This is a genomic window from Rhodopseudomonas sp. B29 (assembly GCF_000333455.1).
In the GTDB taxonomy this organism is placed as follows: Bacteria; Pseudomonadota; Alphaproteobacteria; order Rhizobiales; family Xanthobacteraceae; genus Rhodopseudomonas.
The window spans coordinates 1-3,514 of sequence record NZ_BADD01000382.1 but is presented as its reverse complement, the minus strand read 5'-3'; the positions used below and the strand labels follow the sequence as shown (position 1 = coordinate 3,514).

Below are 3,514 nucleotides of genomic sequence, written 5' to 3'. Positions count from 1 at the left end.
CGGTGCGGTCAGTCTGAGAAAACTTCAGCCGCGCCGGCGTGGCGTAGAACAGATCGGCGACTTCGACGCGGGTGCCCTGGCTCAGCGCCGCCGGCGCGATCGGGCTCTTGTCGCCACCCTCGACGCGCAGGCCCCAGGCGTGCGGCTCGGCGGCGTGGCGCGTGGTGATCGACAGCTTCGCCACCGCGCCGATCGATGGCAGCGCCTCACCGCGAAAGCCCAGCGTGCGGATCGCCAGCAGGTCCTCGTCGTCGAGCTTGGAGGTGGCGTGGCGCTCGACCGCGAGCGCGAGGTCGGCCTGGGTCATGCCGTGGCCGTCGTCGGCGATCACGATCTTCCGCCGTCCGCCGCCGTCCGAGAAGATATCGATGCGGCTGGCGCCGGCATCGATGGCGTTCTCGACCAGTTCCTTCACCACACTCGCCGGCCGCTCCACCACCTCGCCCGCAGCGATGCGGTTGACGACGGTTTCGGGAAGCTGGCGAACGGGCATGCGGAACCGGCGACTCGGCTGGAGGGAGAGGCGACTTTAGAGAAGCCGCGCCGCGGCGTCATCTCCAAGCCAAGCCGTCATTGGCTTCGTCATTGCGAGCGAAGCGAAGCAATCCAGCTCCCTGCACTGCGCTGGATTGCTTCGTCGCTTCGCTCCTCGCAATGACGGGCTAAACTGGCGCTGCGCCTTTAAGTCAGGTTCACAGGCACAGCGCCGTCATCCTGATGTGCGCGCCGCGAAGCGGCGAGCCTCGAAGGATGACGGCATGCAAGTGGTGAGGCTCAATCATCAAACCGCTTGCCGCTGCGGCCGGCCTTGATGTCGCCGCGGTGCTTCTTGCCTTCGAGGCGGCGCTTCTTGGAGCCGAGCGTCGGGCGGGTGGCACGGCGGGGGATGGGGCGGACCAGCGAGGCTTTCAGCAGTTCCTCGAGCCGCTCGAGCGCATCGGCCTTGTTGCGCTCTTGGGTGCGGTAGCGGTCGGCACGGATCACGATGACGCCGTCCTTGGTCATGCGCTGGCCGGCGAGTCCGACGAGCCGCGCCGCCGCATCCTCGGGCAGCGCGATCTTCGCGGTGTCGAAGCGCAGCTGCGCCGCGGTGGCGAGCTTGTTGACGTTCTGGCCACCCGGCCCGGAGGCGCGGATGAAGCTGATCTCGATATCGTCGTCGTCGATGACGAGGTTGCGGCTGATCCGCAGCATAGGGCACCGGGTGGTTCAAGCGGCCTGCGCCGCATCGCGGCCCGCTGTGTAGCACATCTCCGCATACGCGACGCGCTCCCTCGCCGCCCGCACGACGCGCTCCCTCTCCCCGCCTGCGGGGAGAGGGCTGGGGTGAGGGGGCGTCTCCGCGAGTCTCAGCGGCTCGACCGCGCGGAGGCGCCCCCTCACCCGGATCAGCGCTACGCACTGATCCGACCTCTCCCCGCACGCGGGGAGAGGTTAGGCCGTGCTCGGAGAAAGGTTCGGAGGACCGTTGATTTGATCGCGAAGCTAATTCGCCGTCGGGGCCGGCGTTGCGCCCGCCGGCTTCACGGCGTTCGGGTCCGCCGCCGCCTGCGGCTGGCGGCCGACCACGACGGTGATCAGGCCGTCGGCCCACAGGCGCTTGGCAGCGCGCTTGGCGTCGTCGAGGGTGACGGCGTCGACCATCGCGTTGCGCTTTTCGATGTAGTCGATCGGCAGGCCGTCGTTCTGATATTGCAGCAGTGCCTGCGCCAGCTTGGCCGACGTATCCAGCGACAGCATCTGCGAGCCCTTCAGGTAGGACTTGGCCTCGTCGAGCTCGGTCTGGGTCGGGCCGTCGGTCGCCATGCGCTTGATCTCGGTATCGAGCGCTTCGACGGTCTCGGCGGCGCGGTCGGCGCGGGTCGCGGTAGAGCCGATGAACAGCGCCGAGTGCTCCATCCAAAGCAGCGAGCCGTAGATCGAATAGGCCAGGCCGCGCTTCTCGCGGATGTCGCGATAAAGCCGCGACGACAGCGAGCCGCCGGCCAGGATGTGATTGACCACGTAGCCGGCCATGAAGTCCTTGTCGTGCCGGCGTAGCCCCGGGCTGCCGAACGTCACCACCGTCTGCGGCACGTCGAGCGGCACCTGGACGCGCTGCGGCGGCTTGGTCGCGACGACATCCGGCACCGGTGTGAGCTGCGCTTTCGCGGGCAGATCGCCGAAGGTGTGATCGAGCAGCTTGGCCAGCGTGCCGGCGTCGACGTCGCCCACCACCGCGATCTTCAGCGTGTCCTTGGCGAGCACGCGGCTTGTGTAGTCCTTCATGTCGTCGATCGTGATAGTCGGCAGGCTGGCGACGGTGCCGGTCGGCGAGCGACCGTAAGGATGATCGCCGAATGCGAGCTGCAGGAATTTGCGGCTTGCGATGTGGGTCGGCTCGACCGACTCGCGGCGCAGTGACGACAGCAGTTGCGCGCGAATGCGCTCGACGTCCTTGGGCTCGAAACGCGGCTTGGTCAGCGAAGTGTGCAGCAGGTCGAAGGCTTCGTCGCGATTGTCTTTCAGCATCCGCAGCGAGCCACGGAAGTAATCACGCGTCACCTGGTAGGACAATTCGATGGCGCGGCGGTCCAGCCGCTCGTGGAAGGTCGCCGAGTCCATATCGCCGGAGCCTTCGTCGAGCAGGTTGGCCACCATATGGCCGACGCCGGGCTTATCGGCGGGATCCTGGGTGGCGCCGCCGCCGAACGAGTACTCCATCGAGATCAGCGGCACGGTGGCGTCCTGGACGAACCAGGCCTCGATTCCGCCGGGCGTCACCAGATGCTGGATCTTGGCGGCTGCGAAGCTCGGCGCGGCTTGTAGCAGCGCGGCCAGCGCGACGACGGCGGCCAGAACGAAGCGGCGGGATGTCACGGCGAAGCTCACGACCGCCTCTCCTCTTGCTTGGCCGACGGGCCCTTGACCAGATAGCCGGTGACCGAGCGGGTGCGATCGAGCCACTCGCGCGCCGCGGCGCGGACCTGATCGGAGGTGACGGCGCGGATGCGCTCCGGCCAGCTCTGCACGTCATCGACGCTTAGTCCGGTGGTCAGCGCGGCGCCGTACCAGCGCGCCAGCGTCGCCTGATTATCCTGCGCGTAGGTGGCCGAGGCGATCAGCTGCGTCTTCACCCGTTCGAGATCCTCGGAGCGGATCGGCGTGCGCACGACCTCGGCTAGGACGTCGTCGATCGCCTTGTCGATCTCGGAAAATTCGACGCCAGGCTTGGGCGTCACCGCTATGGTGAACTGGCTGTCGTCGAGCGCCGTGCCCTGATAGGCGGCGCCGGCGGTGATCGCCAGCGGCTTGTCGATCACCGTGGCGCGGTACAGATACGAGTTACTGCCGCCGCCGAGCAGTTGCGCCAGCACTTCGAGCGCCGGGCTCTCGCCCTTGGCGGCGGTCTTGGCCGAAGGCACCAGATACACGCGGCGCATCGTCGGCTGCTCGACACGCGGATCGGCCAGCGTCACGGTGCGCGGGCCGGCCGGAGTCGGCTCCTGCGGCCGCAGCCGCTGCGCGAATCGCC

The 3,514-nt window shown here is 68.1% G+C and carries 4 protein-coding genes; all 4 read right to left on the bottom strand.

The window, feature by feature from the left end; translation table 11 throughout:
- Positions 1–493, bottom strand: a 493-nt coding sequence (mutL, locus tag I5M_RS13770; protein ID WP_031336344.1) for a DNA mismatch repair endonuclease MutL, incomplete at its 3' end; no start/stop codon positions are given.
- Positions 494–774: 281 nt separating this feature from the next.
- Positions 775–1,194 (bottom strand): alternative ribosome rescue aminoacyl-tRNA hydrolase ArfB, encoded by a 420-nt coding sequence (arfB, locus tag I5M_RS13765; RefSeq protein WP_022721926.1) that lies wholly within the window; start codon positions 1,192–1,194, stop codon positions 775–777.
- A 291-nt stretch (positions 1,195–1,485) separates the two neighbouring features.
- Positions 1,486–2,871 carry a pitrilysin family protein gene (locus I5M_RS13755; RefSeq protein ID WP_031336343.1) on the bottom strand — a complete coding sequence of 462 codons (1,386 nt, stop codon included), beginning with the start codon at positions 2,869–2,871 and terminating at the stop codon, positions 1,486–1,488.
- Positions 2,868–3,514, bottom strand: a 647-nt coding sequence (locus I5M_RS13750; RefSeq protein WP_022721923.1) for a pitrilysin family protein, incomplete at its 5' end; no start/stop codon positions are given. The genes I5M_RS13750 and I5M_RS13755, both read right to left, overlap by 4 nt.

Bases quoted from the DNA above. Each gene is read 5' to 3' on its own strand.
- arfB (WP_022721926.1), bottom strand. From the start codon at position 1,194: ATGCTGCGGATCAGCCGCAACCTCGTCATCGACGACGACGATATCGAG.